Here is a 24,816-nt window from a genome sequence, read left to right on the forward strand (position 1 = left end):
CTTCTACTCCTCTACTACTTGATAATTCGTTTGACTAGTCACTGCGTGTTTTGCTTTCATTAATTCTTTTTCACTTTTAAATGAAATACAAAGAATCCCAAAAATATCATCTCTTGTTTCCATGATTTTGATATTAATTAAACTGATTCTTTCATTAGCAAGAATAGTTGTGACTTCTGCAATAGCACCTGGATAGTCAGGTACATTAACATACAAATCATGAAATGAAGGAATTGTTCCTTCTTGATGAACAGGAATATCATCACGTACCTTTTTTGCTTCTTCAAAAAAAGTGAAAATCTCGCTACTATTTTTACTTATTAATTTATCTTTGAAATTTCCTAAATTAGCTAGCCACTTATCTACTTCAGTTATCAAAACTTCGGCATTACTCATAGAAATATCGGTCCACATTTTAGGGTCTGAGGAAGCTATACGTGTAATGTCTCTAAAACCACCAGCCGCTAGCTTTTTAGATGCTGGTATTTTTTGAATTAACTCCTCAGCCTGTTCTACTAACTGTGAAGCTATAATATGAGGCATGTGACTTAATACACCAGTAATTTGGTCGTGTTCATTAGCAGATAATTCTGTGAATTTAGCTCGCGTTCCCTTAAGTAGTTCCTTTAACTCTGCTATTTGTTTAGTTTGTTGTTTATCTTCATTAACTAAAATATAAAAAGCATTTTCAAATAAATCTTTGTCTGCTGCTAAAAAACCTGATTTATGAGAACCCGCCATTGGATGACCACCGATAAAAGTGTATCCCTTTTTGGTAAAAACTTCTGATTTTTTTAATATCTCTTTCTTTGTACTTCCCACATCTGTAAGTAACACATCTTTTTTCAAAGAAAATCGACTTATTTTTTCCATTAAGTTTAAAGTAACTGACACAGGGGTACAAAAGAAAATTACATCTGCTTTTGCTACTACTTCTTCTAAATTAAGGCTAAAATCATCAATAATATGATGACTTTTTGCCCCAACTAGTTCTGATTCCTTGTTACTAAAGCCTAAAATTTTTATTTCAGGATGAACTTCTTTGATACAAAGAGCAAGGGAAGAACCAATTAACCCTGTTCCAATCATTAATACTTGTTTGTTTGTCATGTTGTACAAGTCCTCTCTTAGTTAAATTTAGAAATTAAGAGTGTACTCGCGATAACGTTTGACTTCATCTTTCATTCGGTTAAATGAATCACTTTCAAATTTATCTAACATAGCTTTCGCCACTTCGATTGTGACCATAGCTTCAGCCACGACACTAGCAGCCGGAACTGCTGAACTATCTGATCTTTCAACACTTGCTTTGTAAACTTCTTTTGTATCAATGTCAACAGATTGTAATGGTTTATATAAAGTTGGGATTGGTTTCATCACGCCACGAACTACAATTGGCATGCCATTTGTCATTCCACCTTCAAAACCACCTAGATTATTACTAGTTCGTGTGTAGCCATCCTCTTTACTCCAAATAATTTCATCCATAACCTCACTACCGTAAAGTCTCGCAGCTTCAAAACCAACACCAAATTCGACTCCTTTAAAAGCATTAATCGAAACAACTGCTTGAGCAATTTTACCATCAAGTTTTGTATCCCATTGAGTGTGGCTACCTAAACCAATTGGCACACCGCCAATAACAACTTCAACAACACCACCAATCGTATTTTTATCTTTTTTCGTTTGGTCAATTTTTTCTTTCATCGCTTCTTCAATTTCTGGATCGACACATCTAACAACTGAATTTTCTGCCTTTTCCTGAATTTCAACAACAGTCATTCTTTCTGGCACTTGACCTCTCACTCCACCAATTTCAAGAACATGACTAGCTACTTCTACATCTAATTCTCTAAGCATTTGTTTACAAATTGCTGCAATTGCAACTCTCATTGTTGTCTCACGAGCTGATGAACGTTCTAACACATTACGTAAGTCATCATGTTCAAATTTAATTCCACCAACTAAATCAGCATGACCTGGTCTTGGTTTGGATAAACGACGCATTTTTTTTGCTCTATCATCAACAGGATCTATCCCCATAACCGTTTCCCAGTTTTTAAAATCATCATTTTTAACAACTAAGGTAATCGGAGAACCTAATGTTTTTCCATGTCTAACTCCTGATGTGATTTCAACAGTATCTGTTTCAATCAGCATACGTCCACCGCGGCCATATCCTCCTTGACGCCTTTTTAAATCATGATTAATTACTTCTACTGAAATTGGAATTCCTGCTGGTAATCCATCTATGATAGCTGTTAATTCTGGTCCATGGGACTCTCCTGCTGTAAAATATCTCATTTTTTTACTCCCTTTCTATTGTTTCAAATAATCCTTCATTTTTTCAAGGTCAATGGTTTCTATTTTGGCTTGACCAATTGTTTCTAGTAATATAATTCGGATTTTATTTCCTCTTGTTTTTTTATCATGAGTTAAGGCTTCATATAGACTTGCCTCATCCCAACTTTCTAAACTAGTTGGTAAATGGAATTTTTCTAACATTTGAGTTAGTTTTTCTAAAATTCCATTTGGCATAGTTCCTAATTTTTCTGCTTGCTTGGTTATTTGACACATTCCAATTGAAACAGCTTCACCGTGAGTCACGACACCGTATCCTTTTGTCTGTTCTACTGCGTGACCAATCGTGTGACCAAAGTTTAAAATCAATCTGATACCGACATCTTTTTCATCTTCTTCTACAACTCTTCTTTTTACATTACAGCAAGCATAGATTATTTCCTCACTAAAATTTAAAGCTTCATGTTCATTTGGAATCGTCTCTAGTAATTCCCACAGCTTCAAATCTGCAATAGCTGCTGATTTAACCACTTCTGCTAGACCTTCCTTAATGCGTCTATTTTCTAAAGTCAAAAGAGTATTAGGATCAATTAAAACGCCATCTGGTTGAGCAAAAGTTCCAACAAGATTTTTAGCAATTTTTGTATTAACTGCCGTTTTTCCACCAATACTGCTATCTACTTGAGCAAGTAAGGTTGTTGGTATTTGAAGAAAGTGTAAACCTCTCATATAAGTAGAAGCCACAAAACCTCCTAAATCACCAACAACACCACCACCAAGAATAATAATACCGTCTTTTCTAGTCATCCCTACCTCAGCTAAGAAATGATAAATTTTCTCAGCTGATTCAAGACTCTTACTTTTTTCTCCTGGTTTTATAGAAAATGTAAATACCTCAAAACCTTCATTTTTAATTGATTCTTCTACTTTTTTTCCATAAAGTTCATTAACTGTATCATCAGTAATAATAACAATTTTTTGCTTTTCCCATAAACTTGAAACCCAATTTCCCACTGTCTCAAGTTTCCCTTTTTCGATTAACAAATCATAGGCTTTATCTGGTAAATTCACACTTAACTTCATTTTAGAAAAACTCCCTTAAATTTTTTCTCTAATTTCTTTTACTTTTTTCATCGCTTCTGCCATAACATCTACTTGCTCCATCATATTCATGTAACGTTTTTCATTTAAACTTTGTTGACCATCTGACCAAGCTTTATTTGGTTCTGGATGAATTTCAACAATCATTCCTGAAGCACCACTAGCGACTCCTGCAACAGCCATTGGTGTAACGTAATCCCAAACACCAACACCGTGACTCGGGTCTACAATAATTGGGAAGTGACTTAACTTTTGAATAACAGGAACAGCACTTAAATCTAATGTGTTTCTTGTAGCTGTTTCGTATGTTCTAATCCCACGTTCTACAAAAATCACTTTTTGATTCCCAGCAGCTGCAATGTACTCAGCAGCATTTAACCACTCATCAATAGTTCCAGAGATACCACGTTTTAAGGCAACTGGTAACCCTGTCTTTCCAACTACTTGAAGTAACTTAAAGTTTTGCATATTACGTGCACCAATTTGCAAAATATCAGTGTATTTAGCAACTAATTCTAAGTTAGCTTCATCCATTACTTCAGTAATAACTTTCATGTCAAACTTGTCAGCAGCTTCACGAATGTATTTTAATCCTTCTTCTTCTAATCCTTGGAAAGCGTATGGCGAAGTTCTTGGTTTAAAGGCTCCTCCGCGAAGAACTGTTGCTCCACCAGCTTTAGCAATTCTTGCACATTCCGTAATTTGATCTAAACCTTCAATCGAACAAGGGCCTGCCATTGTTACGAAATCTTCATCGCCACCAATTTTTAAGCCATCAACATCAACAATTGTGTCTGTTGGATGAAACTCACGACTCGTTAGTTTGTATGTACTTGTCACTCTAACTGTATCTGAAACACCATCAAAGCCTCTAAAAGGAACGTCAATCATTTTTTCTGTGTCTCCGACTAATCCAATAACTGTTTTATCTTTGCCTTCACTTAAGTGAACTTCTAATCCAGCTTCTTTTACTCGTCTAATAACTGCTTCTACTTGCTCTTTAGTTGCATCTTGTTTCATAATAATAATCATTTTATTTTTCTCTCCTATTGTTGCCATGTTTCTTTTAAAAACTCTTCAATTTTTTCAACTGGCATTTTCTTTTTTGTCATTAAGTTAAAGGCATATGATGCTTGATGAACTAGCATTCCTAGGCCGTTAATTACTTTTGCTTCTTTTTCTTTTCCTTGTTTTAGCCACTCAGTTTCTAGTGGATGATAAATTAAATCAACTAATACATGTTGGCTTGTTATAGACTCCATACTTGGTGTAGGTAGTGAATTATCTTCTCCCATACCAAGTTGCGTACTATTAACGATTATTTGACTACTAGCGATTATCTCTTCCATTTTTTGACTATCTTCATAATCAAATAGTCTTATCAATGTTCCTGTTTGCTGAGAAATAACTTCTAGTTCTTCTTTGGCATGGTAATACGTTTTATTTTTTCTCTTAAAAACATTTATTTCCTTTACTCCCTCAAGAGCAGACTGACAAATAACAGCTTTACCTGCACCACCTGCTCCTAAAACAGTAATCGATTTATTTTTGACTTCTACTTGTTGACTTTTGAGGCTATGAATAAAACCAATGCCGTCAGTGTTATAGCCAACTAATTGTCCATCCCTTAAAATAATAGTATTAACAACGCCAATCAGCTGTGCTTCTTTTGATAACTCATCACAAGCTTCTAAAGCTAATTTTTTATATGGCATTGAGATATTAACACCTAACATATTAAACGTTTTGATGGATTCAATAGCTTGATTAAAATTTTCCTTTGTCACTTCAAAAGCAAGATAAACAGCATCCACACCTTCAAGTTCATAAGCTTTATTATGAATCATTGGTGACAAACTATGTTTAATTGGATCGGCGATAACTCCTGCTAATTGTGTGTATCCTGAAATTGATTCTTTCATTGGTTCTCCTCCCTAATTATAAAAATAAAAGACGATAACTTTACATAGATTGATACATCAAATCTAAAGTTACCGTCTTTTTCAAATACATCACGTATTCAATATCAAAAAGAAAAGCCACAATAGATTTTTCATCATCTATGCGGCCTTTAAAGTCAAGTTAAAGTTCTCTAGCCCTCATAGATACAAACGTTTTGTTTGTACCCACGAATTGAATGGTTACAAACATGCTCTATAATAGCTAAAGTAAAAGTTATTTAGTTGTGAGGTTTGACGAGTAATTGTTTTGTTCATGTCCTTCACTCCAACGTGTTTTATTTAATAATTGAACACAGTATACCCATAAAAAAAATACTTGTCAATTTATTTTTCAAAAAATTTTTTTATTGTTATAATTATTTCTAAGGAGGGGTTATTTTGAAAGAGAAGTTAATTATTATCTCAATTGATGCCTTAGGTGCACTAGACATCACATTACACAAAGACAAACTACCCACTTTGTCTAAACTTATAAACCGTGGAACACACGTAGAAAAAGTGACTGGCATCTACCCAACACTTACCTACCCTTCCCATGTAACACTTATGACTGGAATGTACCCTAAAGAACACGGTGTTGTTAATAATACTAAAATTCAGTCAACAAGACTATCACCTGATTGGTACTGGTATGACAAAGAAATAAAAGTACCCACTATTTATGACGTTGCCAAACAAGAAGGACTAACAACTGCAGCCTTTCTTTGGCCAGTAACTGCTAGTAGTAGCATTGATTATAATATTGCAGAAATTTTTCCAAATCGAATTTGGACTAACCAAGTTATGATTTCCTTAAAAGCAAGTTCGCCATTATTTTTACTCCTGATGAATCAAAAATATGGGCATTTAAGAAGAGGTATTTTACAACCTTATTTAGATGATTTTATAACAGCTTGTGCAGTCGATACGATTAAAAATAAACAACCTGATTTAACTTTAGTTCATCTTGTTGATATGGACAGTATGAGACATGCTCACGGGGTTCAATCTAGTGAAGCAGTTGAGGCTCTTATCCGTCAAGATAAACGAGTAGCTGAAATCATTCAAGCAACTAAAGATAACGGAACTTTCGATGACACACACTTTGTTGTCCTTGGAGATCACTATCAGTTAGATGTAGATACAATGATTAAATTAAATGCTTTATTTGTCAGAAAAGGTTGGGCTGAAATGAAACCTAACGGTGCTATAAAAAATAATTGGCAAGTATATGCTAAAAGTTGTGATGGTTCTACATATGTTTACTGTAAAAAAACAAGCCAAGTTGATCCTACAGAAATTTATCAAGCAATTAACGAGTTGAATGGGATTGAGATAATTTATACTTCTGAAGAAAGTGCTGAGATGGGGGCTGATCCGGATGCTACTTTTATGGTTGAAGCAGCTAATGGTTTTTATTTCAACGATGAAGCACAAGGAGATATTTTTGAAAAAGTAACACCAGCTGATATTCGAAAACTCAATCGTTATCTCGGTATTCACGGATCACATCCAAGTAAACCTGATTATGATACAACAGTCATTTTTTATGGACCAAATATTAAAGAAAATTACAAAATAGAAAAAGCATTGCTTGTAGATGAAGCTCCAACTTTTGCTAAAATTTTAAATTTAAAAAAATTCCCTGAAAAAGTTAGCGGCACATGTATTGAAGATATATTTAAAGAAAATCGGCTGGAACAGAAGTGTGTAGAAAAAGAACAAACCAGTTAATTCTGATTTGTTCTTTCTTTATTTTTCATAATGAGATATGTCACTATAAACTTCTAAGGTAGTAACACCATCAAGAATACTTACCTTAGTCACACTATTTGGTTCAACATCCTCAAGTTCACTTTTAGAAATTCCAAGTAAATCTGCAATCATACTTTTAATCGTTATTCTATGTGAGACTATTCCAATTTGCTTTCCTTCATTGTCTTTAATAGCTTTTTTTAAACTACTAAAGCTTCTACAAGATAACTCTTCAAAAGTTTCTCCTTTATTGTCAGCCTTAAAATCTTCTTGTTTCTCCCAAAAATTATGCCATTCTTCCGGATTTTTTTCTATAATTTCTGGATATGTTTTACCTTCCCAAATTCCCATATTAATTTCCTGAAAACCAAATTCTTCAAGAGTTTCAACACCTAAAGATTGATTAATGATATTTACGGTTTCTAAGGCTCTAGGGCTTGGACTTGAATAAAACAGATCTAATTGTAAATTTTCTTTTTTAAATTTTTTCCCTAATAAATCAGCCTGTTCTTTTCCTAAATCAGTCAAATTTGAATTTTGCCACCCTTGCATACGTTGCTCTTTGTTCCACTGCGTTTGTCCATGTCTAATAAAATAAATTGTCGTTTTCATTTTTGTTTCCCCATTTCTTATCCTTACACTCATTTATTGTAAATTAAAAAAGAAATGATTTATAATACCAATATGACACTAATTCATAATAAAAAGTTATAGGAGGATAAAATGAATTTACACTCATTACGATTTTTTTATGAAGCATTCCAGTACAATTCCTTAACTGAAGCCAGTAAACATCTACATATCAGTCAACCAGCTTTAACTAAACATATAAAGAATTTAGAGAAAGAATTTCATGTCACTTTAGTCAAAAAAAGTGGTCGCCAAATTGAATTAACTGATTTAGGTAAACAACTTTTTGATGAAGCAGCTATTCTTTTTTCACAGGAAAAACAAATTGAATCTCTATTAACTAAACAAAAAAATACTTATTTAACTATTGGAACAACTCAATTAAACAGTGAATACTTAATGAAATCTCTCCTTTTAGAGTCTGAAAAAACAACTATTAATTTAAGTTTTATGATTGAAAATACTCAAACTTTATTTGAAAAATTAGAAAAAAATCTAATTGATTTCGCTATTTTGCCAGAGATATCCAATTCCCTAAAATTTAAACGAGATTATTTATTTACAGATTATCTTATTTTTGTTGCTCATCCTGATTATTGTCCAGATAAACTAAGTAAAAAAGAAATAGCTAATTATCAATTTATAAAACGTGAAACAGGTAGTTTCTTACAAACTACTTTAGAACAGAATAAAGATCTCTCACCTATCTTTTCTGTAGAAGTAACAGGTCAATCGAATGCCTTAATTGCTAGCCAGTTAAAACAAGGTATTTACTTAACTTCTTATACTGCTGTTAAATATTTAATCTTTTCCGAAAAACTAAAAGAAGTTCAAATAGAAAATATTTCCTTTGAACCAAGAGATTTTTATCTTTATTCAAGTAAAACACCTAATAGTCAGTCAATTAAAAATGAACTTATTTCAAAACTGAAAAAGAAGCCAATCAATTACGATTAGCTTCTTTTTTCTAGTGAGTTTGCCCACCGATTGCTTTTAAGTCTTCTTTACCATCAAATTCAACAATTGTTTCAATAGCTGCCACAATCCCACGAGTAATATCTTCTAAACTCATAGCAGGCATCCCTGGGCGCTCTAAAACTTGTTCTGGTAAGAACGGTACATGCATAAAGCCAGCTTTAGCTTTAGGGAATTCTTTGTGAGTTAAATACAAACTTTGGTACATAATATGGTTACATACAAAAGTTCCAGCTGTATTTGAAACAGAAGCAGGTAAACCAGCATTTTTAATAGCTGTCACCATTGCTTTAACTGGATGTTGAGAAAAGTAAGCAGATTCTCCATCAGCTTTAATTTCAACATCAATTGGTTGATTACCTTCGTTATCTGGAATACGCGCATCGTCCAAGTTAATCGCCACACGCTCAGGTGTTAAATCAAAACGACCTCCTGCTTGACCAATATTTAATACATAGTCAACATCGTGTTTTGCCATTGCTTCACGAGTCACTTCAGCACTCTTGTTAAATACTGTTGGAATCTCTAATTTGATAATTTCTGCTCCAGAAATAGTATCAGGTAATCTTTTAACTGCTTCAATAGCAGGGTTCATTGTATCTTGTCCGAATGGATCAAAACCAGTTACTAAAATTTTCATTTAAATCTTCCTCTCTTTAATTAAAATGCCCAGAAATACATTAAGGCAATATGAACAATAATCATAATCACAGCAACAGGTACTTGTTCTTTAATCACACCGTAAGGGTTTTCCATTTCAAGTAATGAAGCTGGTAACACGTTAAAGTTAGCTGCCATTGGTGTCAATAAAGTACCACAATAACCTGCTGTTAAGGCTAATGCTCCAGCGATTGCAGGATCTGCACCTTGTGCAATAACAAATGGTAAACCAACACCAGCAGTAATAACTGTAAAGGCTGCAAAACCATTTCCCATAATAATGGTAAAAACTACCATTCCTAATACATAGGCAGTAACACCGGCTAGTCGGTTTCCTTCAGGAACGAAGCCACCAATCATTTGTGAGATAACATCTCCAACACCGGCAATTGTAAAAATAGCTCCAAGTGCTGCTAATAACTGAGGTAAAATACCTGAAGTTCCCATAGTTTGAACCATACGGTCGCTCTCTTCAATGACATGCTTAGGTTTTGAACCAAAAATAAGCATAGCTAAAATAATACCAACAATTGCCGCTACACCAATAGCTGATTTACTTGATAATGGAATAAAGAAAGCAAGAACAACAGAAACAACTGCTAAAGATAAAACAGGAATAAAAATTTTGTTTCCATATTTCTTAGCTTCTTTTTCTAGTTTTTCTTGATCAAATGCTGCAAATTTACTAACTTCAAATTGTCTAAATAGTGAAATAACACCTAATAAAACAACTAAAAGACCACTGGCAATATTTGGTAAAAATTTACCTAACATAAATAAAAGACCTAAATCTAACCAAAAAAGAGATGTTCCTATTCTTTTTGAATTTGATTTATTCGTAAATACTTTATATGCTGTATAGATTAGTTGTAAACCAATTAAAATAAAGAAGAATTCTAATAAATTATTAAAAAAAGTTTCCATTATTTATTCTCTCCTTCATTTTTATATTTTTTACTAAGTTTTTTATCAAATAACATATTTGATATCACTCCGACAGCTACCATAATTAAAGCGATTGGTATAGAAGCTTTCGCAATATCTAATCCTGAAACTTTATAGCCCATTGAATCTAAGGTACCAACAATCAATAGGACACCACCTGCTCCTAAGAAAGTATTTTGGCCAAAGAAGTTACCATAGTTATCCATAGCAGCTGATTTAGCTTTAATTAATTCTTTGTCTTCATCTTTTAATTCACCATATTTAGCTTCCGCTGACGCTTCTGCCATTGGTTGAACTAAAGGTCTAACAAATTGTGGGTGACCACCTAAACGAATTGAAAATGCCCCAGCAATCTCTCTAATAATTAAATAAATACTTAAGAACCAACCTGTTGTTAGCCCTTTAACCCCTTTTATAAGGTTAACAGCCTGCTCTTTTAAGCCATGGGACTCTGCAAGTCCAATTAAAGGTAATGTGATAAAGAAAATTGTTACAATTCTTTGATCTACAAATGCCTTTCCTAATTCTTCTAAAAATTCAACTGGTGTAATACCAGAAACAAGTGCTGTAGCAAGTCCGGCTACTACTACAACTGCAATCGTATCAAATTTAAAGATAAATCCTAATACGATAATAACGATACCGATAAGTTTAATCCACTCCATATGTTTTTCTCTCCCTTTATCTATTAGTAAAAATAATAACTTTTTTATTTTACTATACTTTAAAGGATTTTCAAAAAAAGAAAGCCCTTTTCTCTTAGTGCTTACATTAAAAATATAAAAAACGAACCTTTTTAAGATTCGTTTTAATTAACTTGTTTAATTTCAAGAACTGCAAATTCTATTTCAGGATGAGTATTAAATGCTTCTAATATCGTCTCATTTAACTTTGTTTTCACTGCTGATACTTTATGAAAATCAACTAAAAATTGACAAGAAAGAACTAGGCCTGACTCTGCAATATCTAAGTGAAAAGACGGTTCACTCGGAATATTCAACTTTTCATACAATTCTCCATCATTCATAGAATAGATTTCATTTTCATAGTATGTATGTAATGTCTCTTCTACAATTTCTTTTGCATCATGATAATTACTATCATGTCGAATAATAAAACTAATTTCTTGTCTAACCATTTGATTTAAGTAATTATAGTTGAAAACCTCATTATCTAATATTTCTTTATTAGGAATTTTAATAATACGTCCTGTGAAGCTTTCTGATGTTAACCAATTTTTGATTTCAGCTATCTCAAAATAGAAAAAATTTACGCCAACCACTTTACCAATCTTGTCACCAATCTCAATACGTTGGTTTAATTTAAAATAATGTCGTTTTCTAATGAAATACCAACCAATAATATTATCTAATGTACTTCTAATTAAAACTGTAGCAAATAAAGCTAATAAAATTAAAATAATAACTAATGAGTTTAGAGCATTTATCCAAATAATTGAAATTAAAATCAAACAAAGAGTTAATAGAGTATTTTTAATTCTTCTATGAATCCTTCTTTGCTTATTTGGATCTAAATTCATTCGATTTAGTCCTTTTTTACATAACATAAATAAAAGAACAAAAAAGATAAGTACCACAATAGTTTTGGTCAAATTATTATAATATAAATTTCGGTTATCAACTGCCTTATTTAAGTTTCCCAATATAGAATTTTGTAAATCTTCTACATATTGATTCATATTTCCCACTTCTTTCTTAATGGCTTAATTAATTTTAACATAATATAAGACAAAAAAAGAACTCCCAAATAAATGGAAGTTCTTAATCATTAAAACTGATAAGTTAAAATTGGATTTCTTGCTGCTTGAGTTTCGTCAACACGTTTAATAATTGTATTAACTGGCGCATCCTTAATAGCTTGTGGATTTTCATGTGCGGTCTCATAAATTTCTTTGAAAACTTTAATCACTTTATCCATTGTTTCTTTGCTTTCCGTTTCTGTTGGCTCAAGCATTAACGCTTCTTTCACCACATCAGGGAAGTACATGGTAGGTGGATGCATACCATTATCAAGCAGTGCTTTTGAAACATCTAAAGCTGTTATACCTGTTTCTTTTTTAAGCTTATCTAAAGTCATAACAAACTCATGCATACATGGACCTTCATAAGCCATATCATAGTAATCTTTTAGCTCATGTCTCATATAGTTAGCATTTAATACAGCTGTTCTTGAAGCTTGGGGAATTCCCTCTTTACCTAAGAATAGAATATAAGTTAACGCTCTAACAACAACTGCAAAATGACCGTAAAATGTTTTCACACTTCCAATTGTTTTTTCAGCAGTTTCAAATTCAAACCTATCGCCAACTTTAATGACATGATTATTAGGTAAGTAAGGCATTAAAATTTCTTTACAGCCAATTGGCCCAGATCCTGGTCCACCGCCACCATGTGGAGTTGAAAATGTTTTATGAATATTTAAGTGAACCACATCAAAGCCCATATCTCCAGGACGAACAGTTCCCATAATGGCATTTAGGTTAGCGCCGTCATAATAACAAAGTCCTCCAGCATTATGGATAATTTCTGTAATTTCAATGATGTCATGTTCAAATAAACCAACTGTACTTGGATTAGTTAGCATTAAACCAGCTGTATCATCTCCAACAACTTCTTTTAATTTTTCTAAATCAACACGACCATTGTCCTTAGATGGAATATTAATAGTTTCATAATCTACCATAGACGCCGTAGCTGGATTCGTTCCATGAGCTGAGTCTGGCACAATAATTTTATTACGTTTAAAGTCACCACGATCTTCATGGTAAGCTTTAATCAACATAATTCCTGTCAACTCGCCTTGAGCTCCAGCTGCTGGTTGGAAAGTCATAGCATCCATTCCTGTAATTTCGCCTAAGAGAGTTTCAGCTGTATGAAGAACTTCTAAAGACCCTTGCACAGTATCAATAGGTTGCAACGGATGAATCTGACCAAAGTTTGGTAAATTAGCCATCTCGTCATTAATTTTTGGATTATATTTCATTGTACATGAGCCTAATGGATAGAAACCATTATTGACACCAAAACTATTATCAGCAAGTTCTGTATAATGACGACTCATATCTACTTGAGAAATTTCAGGTAAACGTAAATCTTGTTTACGAGAAAAACTCTCTGGCAGCTCAACTTTTTCAACATCTAAAGCAGGAATAAAATCATTACTGCGGCCTGATACACTTCTTTCAAATACTAATTTCATCCTTTAGTAACCTCCTTTAATGTTGAAACAAGATAGTCCATCTCTTCTTTAGTTGCAAGTTCTGTGACACACCATAAAATATTATCCCCTACTGGTAATCCGCCTAAGATACCTTTTTCTTGTAAGGCTTTATTAACTTCTGTAGGATTAATTGGTGAATGTGTTAAGAATTCATGGAAAAATTCACTTGAATGAACTAATCCGAATCCATCAATTTTACTTAATTCTTTTTGTAAATAATGAGCTTTACTGTAACATTGTTCAGCCACATTTTTTAAGCCATTAGGTCCCATTGCTGATAAATAAACACTAGCAGTTAAGGCACAATGTGCTTGATTCGAACAAATATTAGAAGATGATTTTTCACGTCTAATATGTTGCTCACGTGCTTGAAGTGTTAATACAAAGGCACGTTCTCCGTCTTTATCAACTGTTTGACCTGCAATACGTCCAGGTAATTTACGTGTCATTTTTTCAGTTGTAGCCATAAAGCCTAAGTAAGGGCCACCAAAGTTCATAGCAAGTCCTAAAGGCTGACCTTCACCAGTAGCAATATCTGCGCCACACTCAAATGGTGTTTTTAAAACTGATGACGTAATTGGGTTGATTCCCATAATGAATTTAGCTTTACTTTCATGAACTATTTCTGCTAACTCTTCGCATGATTCAATGATACCGTAGTAGTTAGGTTGTTCTACATAAAGACAAGCCGTTGTTTCATCCAATAAAGAGGCAAGAGCTTCTTGATCTGTAACACCATTTTTTTCAGGTACAATCACAACTTCTGTCCCCATAGCGTGACAATAAGTTTTAATTGTTTGAATGGTCATTGGATGGGTTGTTGCAGAAACAAGTGCTTTATTACGACGACGATCAATACACATATTAACACCTTCAGCTGCTGCACTAGAACCATCATAAACAGATGCATTAGCAATTGGTAAACCTGTCATTTCTGAAACCATTGTTTGGAATTCAAAAATAGATTGTAGAATACCTTGGCTAATCTCAGCTTGGTAAGGTGTATATGCTGTTAAAAATTCTTCTTTTGATGTAATTTGCTTAACAATCGAAGGAATATAATGATAATAAGAACCAGCACCTCTAAAAATCGAATGAAATACTTGGTTTTTTTGAGCTATTCCTTCCATAATACGACGAACTTCTACTTCCGATTTGCCACTTGGAATATTTAATTCTTTAATTCGTAAAGATTCTGGTATTTCTTTAAATAAATCATCCACACTATTTAGTCCTAGTATCTTCACTAATTCATCTTGCTCTGTTTGACTAGATGGAATGTAGTTATAGTTCCCCATTAATGTTAAGCCTCCTCTTCAACCACTTCATTGTATGCTTCAAGATTTAATAATTCTTCTTTATCTGTAATGTTACTTACTTCGAATAACCAATTTTCAAAAGGAGCTTCGTTAACACTTTCAGGTGCGTCTTCTAACTCAGTATTAATTTTTGAAATAACACCAGTAAATGGTGTATAAATATCAGAAACAGTTTTAACTGATTCAACTTCTGCAATTTGCTCTCCTTTTGTCACTTCTTGATCTACTTCAGGAAGTTCCACAAAAACAATATCTCCTAATTGTTCTTGAGCAAAATCAGTAATTCCTACTACTGCAGTTGTTTCATCAATAAATTTAACCCACTCGTGAGTTGCTAAATAGTTTATTTCTGTTGGTCTTGACATACTAAATTCCTCCTAAAAGTTTCTTATTTTTTATAAAAAGGCATCGGTACAACTTCTGCCTTAATGCGTCTTTTACGTACTTCTACTTCTACTTCTTGCCCAATTTCAGCGTAATCTTTATCAACTAGTGCCATTGCTATAGCATAGCCTAAAAAAGGAGCGTGAGTTCCAGATGTTGAGATACCAATTTCTTTATCCTTAACAAAAATCGGTGCTTCTTCTCTAACTATGCCTTTTCCAGTAATCTTCAAACCTACTCTTATTTTTTTCGCATCATTGTTAAGTAAAGCTCCTTTACCGATAAAACTTTCTTTTTTTAATTTAACTGCAAATCTTAACCCTACTTGTAAGGGATTAATTTCTTCACTCATCTCATGACCGTATAATGGCATACCTGCTTCAAGACGTAGAGTATCTCTTGCACCTAAACCACAAGGTACAATATTAAATTCTTCTCCTGCTTCAAGAAGTAGCTCCCAAACTTTAACCACATCTTCTGATTTTGTATAAAGTTCATAGCCATTCTCGCCAGTGTAGCCAGTTTCAGAAACGTCAACAATCATACCATCTAACACTACTCCTTCTTTAAAGGTGTAGTATTTAGCTGGGAAATCTTCTGCTTTGATTAGTTTTTCAAGAGTTGCTTTGGCTTTTGGGCCTTGAAGTGCTACTAAACCAGTTGCCTCACTTCGGTCTATAGCCTCTGCTTCTCCAGTAATATGTGAAGAAATCCATTCGAAGTCCTTTTCTTTATTCGAAGCATTCACCACGGCCATGTATTTTTGATTATTGTATTTATACAAAATCAAATCATCAATAATACCGCCCTTTTCATTACACATTAATGTATATTTTATTTGGCCATCTGCCATATCTTTAAAATCATTGGTAAAAATTTCCTGAATGTTCGCTAATGCGTCTTTTCCTTCAATAAAAATTTCTCCCATATGTGATACATCAAAGAGTCCAACAGACTCACGTACTGCCATATGCTCCTTAACTAATCCCGTTGCCCCATATTGAACAGGTAGCTCATATCCTCCGAAAGGTACGATTTTCCCTTTTAAATCAACATGATTTTGATAAAGTGGTGTTCTTTTGTTCATTAAATACTTCCCCTCTCTATTCAAATAGTAACGCTTTAAAAATCTTTTATAAATAAATCATACCATATTTTATGCAAGAAAAAAGAGCAAACCGATATTTCTTTAATGTTCGTTTTTATTTTATATTTTATCTACAAATAAAAAAAATAAAGGTTAATCATCCTTAAATAAGAACGATTAACCTTCTGTATTATTAAATAGTACTTTTTTCGTTGTTTTTTGAAAACGTTTTAAAAACAAAAACACTTGTAATAATTAATAAAATGAACAAACTAATCAAAGCCACCTTAGCACCAATCTGAGTTCCAACTTTGTAATCACTATTTGAACGTTGAAACACATCAAGTATAATTGCTACAAAAGAAGTTGATATAGCCCCCATAAATTGTTGTAATGTACTAAAAACTGCATTACCATCGTCCTGTAAAGTCGTGTCAATTGCTGATAAACCAACTGTCATAACATTACTATAAGAAAGACCAACACCTATCATAAATATAACGTGACAAGTTGTAATTAAGAGCATGTTACCTGTTTGAATCACAAAAATTAAACCTAACCAACCAACAATTGCCGTTAAAATACCGATTCCAATAGGTTTTTTAAAGCCTAATTTATCCAGCATTTGGCCTGATAATGGAGCAAATAATGCGCCAACTAATGCACCTGGAAACATCATTACGCCAGCTCTTGAAGCTGGTACTTCAGAAACAATTTGAATGTAGTTTGGTAACACAAATGATACACCTAAAAGTAAGACTTGATAAATTAAAAATGAAGCCAAATAAATTGAAAACATTTTGTTTGAAAAGACGTTTAAATTAAGTAATGTTTTTTCTTGATTTGCTTTATAAAATAAAATAGCCGCTACAATACCAATTGCTAGAGAAATAAAACCAAAGACTGATTGTAGATAACTAAAGAAGAATAAAAGCCCTGTAAACATAACTGATAAATAAATAGCTGCTTTCATATTGATTGAATCTGTTTTACTTTGTTCTTCTTTTGGAATTGCATATAAACCAATTAAAGTTGAAATAGCTAGAATGGGTAATAATAAAATATAAATATATTTCCAATCTAGTTGAGTTGTTAAAATACCACCATATGTCGGTCCCATGGCTGGAGCAATAGATGTCGTTAAATTACCAATACCAATCATCATTCCTCTTTTTTCAAGGGGAACTTTAGTTAGGATAATATTAAACATTAAGGGTAAAGCAATCCCTGTAGCCACACCTTGTAAAAGTCTACCTATCAGCAACATACTGAATGAAAAAGCAAAAGCATCAATCACTACTCCAGCTACAAAAAAGAGACTTGATGCTAAAAACAATTGTCTTTTACTGTAATTTTTAATTAAATAAGATGACAATGGCACAACAATTGAGATCATCAATAAATAGATAGTCGTTACCCATTGAACTTGACTTGTAGTGATTCCAAATTCTTTAATCAAGGTTGGAAAAGTTACATTCATCGCCGTTTCAATTAATACACCTGCAAAAGACATCATACCAGTCGCAAGGACTGCTAAATTAACATGAAATTTTTTTTGTTCCATAATTCTCTCCCTCATTACCACAGAAAAAGAGAGCCGAAATTCATCAAAATGATAAATTTCGCCTCTCTCTCGACACAAAACTAATTTTGTGTTATCTGTACGATTTATATATCTTTATTTTAAAAGATGAATAAATCAATGTCAAGTAATAAAAGTTTTTTTTGCTTTAAAGATTATTTAACGTAAGCTAAACGATAAGAAACAGTTCGTCCAAAAGGAAAAACTTGAATATCATGTAAACGATCAGATTTTAAATAACCTACTGAGCCTTGGTATAAAGGAAGCACACCTGCATCTTTTTCAATTAAGATTTTTTCTAAATCTAATAGTTTTTCCCAACGTTTTTCAGGTGTTTTAGCTAAATCAAATCTTGCTTCACTTAACCCTTTATCGTAATCAGGGTTTTCGTACTTAGCCGTATTTAATCCACCTTTTGAATCATAAAATTCTAAAAAGTTAATTGGGTCTGAATAATCCGGTGTCCAAGTTCCGAAAACTAAATCAAATTCTCCTTTATTTTGGAAATCTAATCTATTTTGTAGAGGCATTGATTTTAAATTAATTTTTAGTCCTGGTAAATTTTGTTCTAGCTGACCTTGAACATATTCGATTGTTTTCTTAGCAGTCCCTGAATCAGCTGACATTAATTCAAGTTCAATTGTGTCTTTACCTAATTCTTTCTTAGCTAAGTCCCAACTCTTTTGAGCTTCTTTTAAATCATAAGGTAATAAGTCACCATTTTCTTTTCTAAAATCTTCATGATTAACTGGATCTTTTGCAAAATTTTCTGGGACAAATCCATTTAATGCAAGGGAGCCGTCACCTAAAATTTCATTAGCAAATTGTTCTTTGTCTATACCTTGTAAAATGGCTTTACGAACATTAACATTTCCTGTAACTTCACGTTTTTGATTAGGACTTAGATAACCAACCATTGCTTTTGGTACAAAAGTTGCTTGCTCTGAATTTTTATATTCTTGAGCATACGTATCACTTAAGGTTGTATAATCCACTTCACCTGCTTCAAACATTTGAACACCAGTTGCAACCTCTTTAACAACTTGAACATTTATTTTATCAAGTTTGACATTATCTTTATCCCAATATTGGTCATTTTTAACAAGTTCCCATGTATCATTGGCACCGCTCCAGCCTTGAACTAAGAAAGGTCCATTCCCTACAAAATCATCTGAACTTGTTCCATATGCTTCTTTTTTCTCAGCAGCAAATTTAGCATTTTTTGGCATAAAAGGTGTTCCAATTAAAACTTGGTCTAAATATGGAATTGGATACTCTAGAGTTAATTCTAAAGTCTTATCATTTAATGCTTTAACACCAAAAGAATCTAGTTCACTTTTGGACTCACGAATAGCTCGACCATTTTTAAAAATATCCATTTGGTTACTACTTGTTGAACCGTAATTTGGGTCAATCACATTTTTAAAAGAATAAACAAAATCTTCTGCTTTAACAGCGTCTCCATTTGACCACTTAGCCTCATCTTTAATTGTAAAAGTGTAGACCAAACCATCTTCACTAACTTTAGGTTCTTCTTTGGCCATAGCAAGTTCAGGTAAGCCATCTTTGTTTAAACGATATAATCCTTCCATTCCTTGCCCAATCATGTCAGAGCTGTTAACATCTGAATAAAGTGCACTGTCTAAAGTTGATAACTCTCCAGTTGAAACCACATTAATTTCCTGTTTAACTTCCCTTTTTTCATCTTTCACTGAATCAGTATTTTTTCCTGTTCCACAAGCCGATAAGACAAGAGCAGTCACTAACAATAAGCCACTAAATTTCTTTTTCATTTTCTAAGTCCCTCCATTACAACTCGTTGACAACGAAATCAAACATTTGACGTTCTTTTTCAAATTCTTCAAAGTAAAAATCAGGGTGCCACTGAAGACCTATCCAACGATTTTTCTCATCTAAACTCTCAACAGCTTCAACAATGCCATCCTCACTAGTTGCTGTGACAACAAGTTCTTTAGCTACATCTTTAATAGCTTGGAAGTGGAAAGAATTAACCTTAGTTTCATTTCCGTAAACTTGACTAATCAAGCTATCCTCTTTAATTGTGACACTATGAGTTGGAATTTCTCTTGGTGTTGGATCTTGCATGTGTTTAACAGGTTCAATATCTCTTTTACTTAAATCTTGATGAAGAGTCCCTCCTAAAGCAACATTTAGTAATTGTAGACCTCTACAAACAGCAAAGATTGGTTTTTCTTGACGAATGGCTTCATGAATTAATGCTAACTCAAACTCATCACGAGGCGTTAACATTAGTGATTCATCAAAAAGACGTTTTTCATTATAAAATTTAGGGTTAACATTTTGTCCCCCAGTTAAAACTAATTTATCTATTTGTGTCACATAGCTTTTTGCATCTTCTTTTGAAGACACAGGTAAAAGAATAGGTAGTCCTCCTACTTGTTGCACACCTCTTACATAACCTGCTGGTAAATAATTAATTGGCAAATTATGTAATTTTGCTCCTGAATCTTCTGTCTCATTTAAAGAAATACCTATAATCGGTTTTGTCATCAAATCTTCCTCATCTATTTAATTTTCAAATATTATTAATTAATAATCTAGCGACAACAACACTGGTAGCCTTCACAATCACTGGCAGCACTATCCTGCCATTTCAAATAAACACGACTAACAAAAAATACTTGTGTCTCTTTATTCATTAAAAACCACCCCTTTGTAAGTTATCACTAAAGTCTAGATGAAAAAATTTAATCTATCTTTAATGTATTGGGAAAAATCTTATCAAATTGCTTACAATAAGTCAACAAATTAAATCAATAAAAAAACAACCTAAGAGATTAGATTGCTTTTTTTGTCTTATTTTTCATTTGCTTACTTCTTAACTGACCACACGCTGCATCAATATCTGTACCAAATTCTTGTCGCATAACAGCATTAATTCCATTCTTTTTAAGAATCTCATAAAAAGCAATAATGTCTTTTTTAGTACTTCTTTGATACGTGTCATGTTCACTCACTGAATTATAAGGAATTAAATTCACGTAAGATAGTTTTTTCTTATTTTTAAGTAGCTCTGCTAATTGTTCAGCATGTTCTGGCAAATCGTTAACTCCTGATAACATAATGTATTCAAAAGTAATTCTTCTGTTAGTTTCAGCTAAATAAAAATCAACGGCATCCATTAGTCTTTCTAGAGGATAAGCTTTATTAATGACCATCATTTTAGTTCGCACATCATTATTTGGTGCATGTAAAGATATTGCTAAGTTAACCTGCATTGGCTCTTTTGCAAACTGTTTAATCTTTGGTACTAGTCCACTTGTCGAGACTGTCATGTGTCTTGCACCAATATTAAGTCCTTTTGAGTCATTCATAATAGTTAAGAAACTCATCACATTATGATAATTATCAAATGGTTCTCCAATTCCCATAACAACAATATGACTAACTCGTTCACCTTCATTACGCTCATCAAAATAATGTTGAACCTGCATAATTTGAGCAACAATTTCTCCAGCTGTTAAATTTCTTTGTTTTTTTAATAAACCACTGGCACAGAATGAGCAACCAATATTGCAGCCAATTTGAGTTGTTACACAAACTGAAAGTCCGTATTTTTGTCTCATTAAGACTGTTTCAATCATATGCTTATCTTCTAATTCAAATAAGTATTTAACTGTTCCATCTGCAGACTCTTGAACTACAATCTCTTTTAAAGGGTTTAAAATAAAATTTTCTTCTAATTTTTCTAATAAACTCTTAGATAAGTTTTTCATTTCACTAAAATTTAATACCCGTTTTTGATACAACCAATCCCAAATTTGTGTTGCTCTAAACTTTTTTTCTCCTTGATTAACAAGCCAATCGGTTAATTCCGTTTGTGTTAACCCATAAATTGATGGTTTCATACTGACTCCTACTTTCTCCTGATTGTACACTTTATCACTATAAAACATTCACAAAGTCTTTGCAATCTAATTAAGATAAATTTAATAGTCAATCTTAAAAAAATAGTTATAATAACTAAAGGAGGTTGGTTTCATGAAATTTGAAGAATCATTAGCACCAAAAAAAGAAGATATTAAAGAATTACGGGATATTTTAGTTAAATACAATCAACAACATTTTGAAACTAAAGAACAAAAAGAGTTTTTATTATCTATCAAAAATGATGACAATCAATTAGTTGCAGGTATCAGCGGAGAAATATTTGGAAATTGGATGGAAGTTGACTATCTCGCAGTTGAAGAGAACTATCGCAGCCACGGCTATGGCAAACAATTACTTCAACAGGTTGAATCACTTGCTTTAAAAGAAAAATGTCGCTATATTTTCATTTCGACATTTGGTTTTCAGGGAAAAGATTACTATCCAAAATTCGGTTACCAAGAAGTTTTAGTCTTAGAAAATTATCCACTAACTGGAACAGAACATTTTTTTATAAAAGAACTATAAAAGGATGAGGTTGTGACCTACTTATATCACAACCTCACCTTTTCGTATTTGTTTAAGTGCTTCTCTTTCGGCTAATGCGCTCAAATTATGCTCAATCACAAATGATTTAACCCACTTTGGATTAACTTTACTATATTGTCTTAAGGACCAACCGATAGCTTTTTGAATAAAAAATTCATCTGTCTCTAAATCAAAAAGAATTTCTTTTGTTAACATCGTTTTATCTGTTTTTTCTTTTTCTGTTAATTGTAAAATAATTGAAATTCGTCTCATCCAAAAATTAGAATGCTTGAAAAATAACTCAAAGACTTTCTCTTTCTCATCAGGGTGTTTTTTGATGTAATCACCAAACACCTTACGCCAAGCATCTACTGAATCCCACCAAGCTTTTTCTTCAATTAATGGTAAATACGCAATTAGTTCGTCATAATTCATTTTCGAAGCATTAACTTGGCAAATATCAATTGCGATATATTGATATTCTCGTTCCGTTTTTGAGTATAAATCCTTAACTAAAATAAAGCGTTCCTTACTTGTCATATAACGACTTTGTTTAATCAAATCTTTACTTTGTTCTTTTCTAGACGGAGATTTCACACCTAAAAAAATAAAGTTGTTTTTCATATAATTTTCCATAGGTATTTTATTATCCGGTTCAGGAATTAATTGAAATGGTTTCATTTTTTCTCCTTACTTGTCAAAACTAATTTTGACAACTGTACCCTCTCCAACAACTGAGGTAATTGTAATATCATGATCTAATTTATCTAAAGCTTTTTTGACTAGATACAGTCCCATCCCTGTCGCTTCTCTCGATTTTCTTCCTCTTTTACCTGTGAAGAAAGGCTGAAATATTTTTGGTAAATCCTCTTGAGTAATCCCCATACCAAAATCAGTAACCGTCAGACTAATCACATCTCTAGTTTCTTCAACTTCAATAAACAATCTAGTTTCTTCTAACTCAGTATATTTAACACTATTTAATAAGATTTGAGTTAAACAAAAACTAAGCCACTTTTCATCTGATTCAATTTTTAAGTCTTCATTAATCGTAATTTTAGGGTAAATTTGATGTCTGATGAGATTTCTTTTTTGCTCATTAATAACTTTAGTCACTACTTTTTTTAAATCCACTTGATTAATAACAAAATCTTGATTAAAGGACTCTAGACGAGCCATATTAAGAGCTAGGTCTAATCCCTCCTTTAAGCGATCAGTCTCCTCAAGAACGCTATTTTTTTCAAGATGATTGCCTTCTGCCATTAACTCTAATACGGCAATTGGCGTTTTCATCTGATGAACCCACTGATACATAAAAGTTTGATGATCTGCTAAGGAATCTTTATGAGTTGATATTTCCTCATGATAATTTGTATATTGCTGATTCATTTGCTTAAAAACTTGTTTAGAAAGGCGGCTTTCATCTTCTTGGATTACTTCAAAAGGAACTTTTTTCCTTTCATTTTGTAAAACTTGGTACAAACTTCTTTGTCTATAAAAAGTAACTAATAGAAAAACAATGCTTATGATGATATTAAGAACGACTGCATAGACAAGCAACCAGCTATTTCTATATCCATCTAACCAAATGATGCCAAGGATAAACAAAGTACTAACAAAAAAACTAATTAAGTATATCCGTTGATTTTTAATGAAAAAAAGAAGGCTTTTTGTATATCTCATAATAATAATCGGTACCCTCTTCCTCTGACTGTTAGAATGCTATCAGCTAATCCTAATTGTTCTAACTTACGCCTTAATCTTGTCATATTAACGGATAAGGTGTTGTCATCTACAAAATGTTCATCATCCCAAATTTGACTTAATAAATCTTGTCTTGATACCACTTCAGGGTAAGATTCCATTAAAATTTCCAGTAGTTGACCTTCTTTTTGTGAGAGAAGTTCTTGCTTTTCTAGAACATGAACTTCTAGTCTTTCTGGATAAAAAATAAGTTGTTCTTTTTTTATTGTTCTTTCTTCTTTTAAATCAGAGTATTCGCCGTAAGATCTACGTAAATGACTTTTTATTTTAGCTAGCAAAATATCGTAGGAGAAAGGCTTTACTAAATAATCATCCCCGCCATACTCTAAAGCCATTACTTGGTCCATTTGGCTATCTCTTGCTGAAAGAAAAATAATTGGACATTTAGTTACTTTTCTTAGTTGTCTTGTCCAGTAAAAACCATCATAAATCGGCAAATTAATATCCATTAAAACTAGATGCGGTTCTACTTCTTTAAATGTATCAACTATAGAATCAAAATTAGTTATAGCAAAAACTACAAACCCATATTTTTCTAAATGTATTTTAGTTAGTTCTCGTAATTTTGTATCGTCTTCAATTAATAAAATTTTCATTATTGATCTCCTAAGTAACTTCTTTCTTTTAGTATACATTATTTAATAATAAGCAAAAAGCACCAAAATATTTTCAATCAGAAAATATTTTGGTACCTCA

At 32.5% G+C, this 24,816-nt stretch carries 24 protein-coding genes; 3 read left to right on the top strand and 21 right to left on the bottom strand.

The window, feature by feature from the left end:
- Positions 1–3 precede the first annotated feature (3 nt).
- Genes DFR54_RS00765 through aroE form a run of 5 tightly spaced genes read right to left on the bottom strand, consistent with a single transcriptional unit; the run spans position 4 to position 5,324 of the window.
- A complete protein-coding gene (locus DFR54_RS00765) occupies positions 4–1,110 on the bottom strand; it encodes a prephenate dehydrogenase (RefSeq protein WP_114288487.1) in 1,107 nt (368 codons plus the stop codon).
- A gap of 27 nt (positions 1,111–1,137) precedes the next feature.
- Complete coding sequence (gene aroC, locus DFR54_RS00770; protein ID WP_114288488.1) at positions 1,138–2,304, bottom strand: chorismate synthase; 1,167 nt, start codon at positions 2,302–2,304, stop codon at positions 1,138–1,140.
- Between the two features lie 15 nt (positions 2,305–2,319).
- Positions 2,320–3,384 carry a 3-dehydroquinate synthase gene (gene aroB / locus DFR54_RS00775; protein WP_114288489.1) on the bottom strand — a complete coding sequence of 355 codons (1,065 nt, stop codon included), beginning with the start codon at positions 3,382–3,384 and terminating at the stop codon, positions 2,320–2,322.
- 15 nt (positions 3,385–3,399) lie between these two features.
- A complete protein-coding gene (gene aroF / locus DFR54_RS00780; RefSeq protein ID WP_114288649.1) occupies positions 3,400–4,434 on the bottom strand; it encodes a 3-deoxy-7-phosphoheptulonate synthase in 1,035 nt (344 codons plus the stop codon).
- A gap of 14 nt (positions 4,435–4,448) precedes the next feature.
- A complete protein-coding gene (gene aroE, locus DFR54_RS00785) occupies positions 4,449–5,324 on the bottom strand; it encodes a shikimate dehydrogenase (RefSeq protein ID WP_114288490.1) in 876 nt (291 codons plus the stop codon).
- 414 nt (positions 5,325–5,738) lie between these two features.
- On the opposite strand from aroE, the gene DFR54_RS00790 reads away from it, so the two are divergent.
- On the top strand, positions 5,739–7,076 hold the full coding sequence (locus tag DFR54_RS00790) for an alkaline phosphatase family protein (protein ID WP_114288491.1): 1,338 nt from the start codon (positions 5,739–5,741) through the stop codon (positions 7,074–7,076).
- An 18-nt stretch (positions 7,077–7,094) separates the two neighbouring features.
- Here DFR54_RS00790 and DFR54_RS00795 read toward each other — a convergent pair whose 3' ends face one another.
- A complete protein-coding gene (locus DFR54_RS00795; RefSeq protein WP_167800007.1) occupies positions 7,095–7,709 on the bottom strand; it encodes a histidine phosphatase family protein in 615 nt (204 codons plus the stop codon).
- Positions 7,710–7,820: 111 nt separating this feature from the next.
- Between DFR54_RS00795 and DFR54_RS00800 the strand changes: the two genes are divergently transcribed.
- Complete coding sequence (locus tag DFR54_RS00800; protein WP_114288493.1) at positions 7,821–8,684, top strand: LysR family transcriptional regulator; 864 nt, start codon at positions 7,821–7,823, stop codon at positions 8,682–8,684.
- 10 nt (positions 8,685–8,694) lie between these two features.
- On the opposite strand, the gene pcp is transcribed toward DFR54_RS00800, so the two are convergent.
- From pcp to rlmN, 12 genes are all read right to left on the bottom strand, one after another.
- On the bottom strand, positions 8,695–9,342 hold the full coding sequence (gene pcp, locus DFR54_RS00805; RefSeq protein WP_114288494.1) for a pyroglutamyl-peptidase I: 648 nt from the start codon (positions 9,340–9,342) through the stop codon (positions 8,695–8,697).
- A 20-nt stretch (positions 9,343–9,362) separates the two neighbouring features.
- The gene (locus DFR54_RS00810) at positions 9,363–10,286 is read right to left on the bottom strand and encodes a DUF979 domain-containing protein (protein WP_114288495.1); all 924 of its coding nucleotides are present in this window, start codon (positions 10,284–10,286) and stop codon (positions 9,363–9,365) included.
- Complete coding sequence (locus DFR54_RS00815) at positions 10,286–10,972, bottom strand: DUF969 domain-containing protein (RefSeq protein WP_114288496.1); 687 nt, start codon at positions 10,970–10,972, stop codon at positions 10,286–10,288. Before DFR54_RS00815 ends, DFR54_RS00810 begins: the two co-directional genes overlap by 1 nt.
- A 143-nt stretch (positions 10,973–11,115) precedes the next feature.
- A complete protein-coding gene (locus tag DFR54_RS00820; protein WP_114288497.1) occupies positions 11,116–12,006 on the bottom strand; it encodes a mechanosensitive ion channel domain-containing protein in 891 nt (296 codons plus the stop codon).
- An 89-nt stretch (positions 12,007–12,095) separates the two neighbouring features.
- The gene (gene gcvPB / locus DFR54_RS00825; protein WP_114288498.1) at positions 12,096–13,526 is read right to left on the bottom strand and encodes an aminomethyl-transferring glycine dehydrogenase subunit GcvPB; all 1,431 of its coding nucleotides are present in this window, start codon (positions 13,524–13,526) and stop codon (positions 12,096–12,098) included.
- The gene (gene gcvPA, locus DFR54_RS00830; RefSeq protein ID WP_114288499.1) at positions 13,523–14,845 is read right to left on the bottom strand and encodes an aminomethyl-transferring glycine dehydrogenase subunit GcvPA; all 1,323 of its coding nucleotides are present in this window, start codon (positions 14,843–14,845) and stop codon (positions 13,523–13,525) included. Before gcvPA ends, gcvPB begins: the two co-directional genes overlap by 4 nt.
- Positions 14,846–14,850: 5 nt before the next feature.
- A complete protein-coding gene (gene gcvH, locus DFR54_RS00835; RefSeq protein WP_086343017.1) occupies positions 14,851–15,231 on the bottom strand; it encodes a glycine cleavage system protein GcvH in 381 nt (126 codons plus the stop codon).
- A gap of 23 nt (positions 15,232–15,254) precedes the next feature.
- Positions 15,255–16,337, bottom strand: coding sequence for a glycine cleavage system aminomethyltransferase GcvT (gcvT, locus tag DFR54_RS00840; RefSeq protein ID WP_114288500.1), 1,083 nt, complete (start codon positions 16,335–16,337; stop codon positions 15,255–15,257).
- Positions 16,338–16,530: 193 nt separating this feature from the next.
- A complete protein-coding gene (locus tag DFR54_RS00845) occupies positions 16,531–17,901 on the bottom strand; it encodes an MFS transporter (RefSeq protein ID WP_114288501.1) in 1,371 nt (456 codons plus the stop codon).
- A gap of 173 nt (positions 17,902–18,074) precedes the next feature.
- Positions 18,075–19,712 carry a peptide ABC transporter substrate-binding protein gene (locus tag DFR54_RS00850; protein ID WP_114288502.1) on the bottom strand — a complete coding sequence of 546 codons (1,638 nt, stop codon included), beginning with the start codon at positions 19,710–19,712 and terminating at the stop codon, positions 18,075–18,077.
- A 16-nt stretch (positions 19,713–19,728) separates the two neighbouring features.
- The gene (locus tag DFR54_RS00855) at positions 19,729–20,451 is read right to left on the bottom strand and encodes a gamma-glutamyl-gamma-aminobutyrate hydrolase family protein (protein WP_114288503.1); all 723 of its coding nucleotides are present in this window, start codon (positions 20,449–20,451) and stop codon (positions 19,729–19,731) included.
- Between the two features lie 287 nt (positions 20,452–20,738).
- Positions 20,739–21,809 carry a dual-specificity RNA methyltransferase RlmN gene (gene rlmN / locus DFR54_RS00860; RefSeq protein WP_114288504.1) on the bottom strand — a complete coding sequence of 357 codons (1,071 nt, stop codon included), beginning with the start codon at positions 21,807–21,809 and terminating at the stop codon, positions 20,739–20,741.
- A gap of 133 nt (positions 21,810–21,942) precedes the next feature.
- On the opposite strand from rlmN, the gene DFR54_RS00865 reads away from it, so the two are divergent.
- A complete protein-coding gene (locus tag DFR54_RS00865) occupies positions 21,943–22,356 on the top strand; it encodes a GNAT family N-acetyltransferase (protein WP_114288505.1) in 414 nt (137 codons plus the stop codon).
- Positions 22,357–22,377: 21 nt separating this feature from the next.
- Here DFR54_RS00865 and DFR54_RS00870 read toward each other — a convergent pair whose 3' ends face one another.
- Genes DFR54_RS00870 through DFR54_RS00880 form a run of 3 tightly spaced genes read right to left on the bottom strand, consistent with a single transcriptional unit; the run spans position 22,378 to position 24,716 of the window.
- On the bottom strand, positions 22,378–23,037 hold the full coding sequence (locus DFR54_RS00870) for a DNA alkylation repair protein (RefSeq protein ID WP_114288506.1): 660 nt from the start codon (positions 23,035–23,037) through the stop codon (positions 22,378–22,380).
- Positions 23,038–23,046: 9 nt separating this feature from the next.
- The gene (locus DFR54_RS00875; protein ID WP_114288507.1) at positions 23,047–24,039 is read right to left on the bottom strand and encodes a sensor histidine kinase; all 993 of its coding nucleotides are present in this window, start codon (positions 24,037–24,039) and stop codon (positions 23,047–23,049) included.
- Entirely contained in the window at positions 24,036–24,716 is a 681-nt protein-coding gene (locus tag DFR54_RS00880; protein ID WP_227288912.1) for a response regulator transcription factor, read from the bottom strand. Before DFR54_RS00880 ends, DFR54_RS00875 begins: the two co-directional genes overlap by 4 nt.
- Positions 24,717–24,816: the final 100 nt, after the last annotated feature.

The sequence above is a fragment of the Vagococcus fluvialis genome (assembly GCF_003337315.1).
Taxonomy (GTDB): Bacteria; Bacillota; Bacilli; order Lactobacillales; family Vagococcaceae; genus Vagococcus; species Vagococcus fluvialis.

Coding starts and splice junctions, on each gene's coding strand:
- DFR54_RS00765 (WP_114288487.1), bottom strand. CDS start 1,110: ATGACAAACAAACAAGTATTAATGATTGGAACAGGGTTAATTGGTTCT.
- aroC (WP_114288488.1), bottom strand. CDS start 2,304: ATGAGATATTTTACAGCAGGAGAGTCCCATGGACCAGAATTAACAGCT.
- aroB (WP_114288489.1), bottom strand. CDS start 3,384: ATGAAGTTAAGTGTGAATTTACCAGATAAAGCCTATGATTTGTTAATC.
- aroF (WP_114288649.1), bottom strand. CDS start 4,434: ATGATTATTATTATGAAACAAGATGCAACTAAAGAGCAAGTAGAAGCA.
- aroE (WP_114288490.1), bottom strand. CDS start 5,324: ATGAAAGAATCAATTTCAGGATACACACAATTAGCAGGAGTTATCGCC.
- DFR54_RS00795 (WP_167800007.1), bottom strand. CDS start 7,709: ATGAAAACGACAATTTATTTTATTAGACATGGACAAACGCAGTGGAAC.
- DFR54_RS00800 (WP_114288493.1), top strand. CDS start 7,821: ATGAATTTACACTCATTACGATTTTTTTATGAAGCATTCCAGTACAAT.
- pcp (WP_114288494.1), bottom strand. CDS start 9,342: ATGAAAATTTTAGTAACTGGTTTTGATCCATTCGGACAAGATACAATG.
- DFR54_RS00810 (WP_114288495.1), bottom strand. CDS start 10,286: ATGGAAACTTTTTTTAATAATTTATTAGAATTCTTCTTTATTTTAATT.
- DFR54_RS00815 (WP_114288496.1), bottom strand. CDS start 10,972: ATGGAGTGGATTAAACTTATCGGTATCGTTATTATCGTATTAGGATTT.
- DFR54_RS00820 (WP_114288497.1), bottom strand. CDS start 12,006: ATGAATCAATATGTAGAAGATTTACAAAATTCTATATTGGGAAACTTA.
- gcvPB (WP_114288498.1), bottom strand. CDS start 13,526: ATGAAATTAGTATTTGAAAGAAGTGTATCAGGCCGCAGTAATGATTTT.
- gcvPA (WP_114288499.1), bottom strand. CDS start 14,845: ATGGGGAACTATAACTACATTCCATCTAGTCAAACAGAGCAAGATGAA.
- gcvH (WP_086343017.1), bottom strand. CDS start 15,231: ATGTCAAGACCAACAGAAATAAACTATTTAGCAACTCACGAGTGGGTT.
- gcvT (WP_114288500.1), bottom strand. CDS start 16,337: ATGAACAAAAGAACACCACTTTATCAAAATCATGTTGATTTAAAAGGG.
- DFR54_RS00845 (WP_114288501.1), bottom strand. CDS start 17,901: ATGGAACAAAAAAAATTTCATGTTAATTTAGCAGTCCTTGCGACTGGT.
- DFR54_RS00850 (WP_114288502.1), bottom strand. CDS start 19,712: ATGAAAAAGAAATTTAGTGGCTTATTGTTAGTGACTGCTCTTGTCTTA.
- DFR54_RS00855 (WP_114288503.1), bottom strand. CDS start 20,451: ATGACAAAACCGATTATAGGTATTTCTTTAAATGAGACAGAAGATTCA.
- rlmN (WP_114288504.1), bottom strand. CDS start 21,809: ATGAAACCATCAATTTATGGGTTAACACAAACGGAATTAACCGATTGG.
- DFR54_RS00865 (WP_114288505.1), top strand. CDS start 21,943: ATGAAATTTGAAGAATCATTAGCACCAAAAAAAGAAGATATTAAAGAA.
- DFR54_RS00870 (WP_114288506.1), bottom strand. CDS start 23,037: ATGAAACCATTTCAATTAATTCCTGAACCGGATAATAAAATACCTATG.
- DFR54_RS00875 (WP_114288507.1), bottom strand. CDS start 24,039: ATGAGATATACAAAAAGCCTTCTTTTTTTCATTAAAAATCAACGGATA.
- DFR54_RS00880 (WP_227288912.1), bottom strand. CDS start 24,716: ATGAAAATTTTATTAATTGAAGACGATACAAAATTACGAGAACTAACT.